The organism is Alcanivorax sp. HI0044 (genome assembly GCF_001634945.1).
Map to the genome: position 1 here is coordinate 1 of NZ_LWEZ01001356.1, position 823 is coordinate 823.

Below are 823 nucleotides of genomic sequence, written 5' to 3' on the forward strand. Positions count from 1 at the left end.
GGCATCGGTGGAGCTGTCCAGCTTCTGCATAATCNGCCGGGTCAGTGCCGGGTTCTCCCGGTGAAAGTGGCGGGCTTCGTTAACCAGTTCCCGATATACCTCGAAATAGCCGGCACTGATGTAGTCCATCAGCAGCTGACAGAATCGCTGTACCTGCCGGTGCATGGGTTGCGGGTTATCGTAAGGCTGGGGAGTGGAAAGGCCTTTCAGGCCCTGCATGGTGCACAGCAGAACAATCAGCTGTTGGCGTTCATCCAGCCAGGCCTGAACCAGGGCTTCGATACGTTGCCATTGAGCCAGTGCTGCAGATGTGGAACTCGCCATTGTATTCCCTCCTTAGTGAATGGCTGAGACTGCCTTGGGCCGGGGGTACGAACGGTGCCGTACGAGCGGACGTCTGATTCTTCAGCAGGGCTATCGAGACTAGGATGGAGGGTGATGGCGGCGCAATGGGCAGAAAGTGACCTTTTTGCGGAGTAGCCACAAACAGTGGAAAAAACAGCGCGGCGTCAGCCACTTGCTGATAAAGACGGATTTTTTATAAGGCAGGGGCTTTTAGTGCTTTGTAACGGCGGATAGGAATGCCTGATGCCTAGTGCTTGACGCCAGACGGCTGTGCAAACCGGGCCGGGTTGTGGTCGCACCACCGGTTTGCTTTGGGGGTGTAATGTCAGGCATCAGGCTTCTTGCGTCCTGCAAAACGAGCAATGCCGCCCCTCCGGTCGAGCTGGCACAGCGGTAATGCTTCAGGTTAATCCGCGTTAGCCGAGATGCTGCGCCACCCAGGGCCACAGCCAGGGGAGTGCCAGTGCGGTGACCAGGC

General features: G+C 57.5%; 1 protein-coding gene. It reads right to left on the bottom strand.

From position 1 onward, the window contains the following. Positions 1-324 (bottom strand): Rsd/AlgQ family anti-sigma factor (locus A3730_RS20075; RefSeq protein ID WP_063538771.1); only part of this gene is annotated, 324 nt, incomplete at its 3' end. Between the last annotated feature and the right edge of the window lie 499 nt (positions 325-823).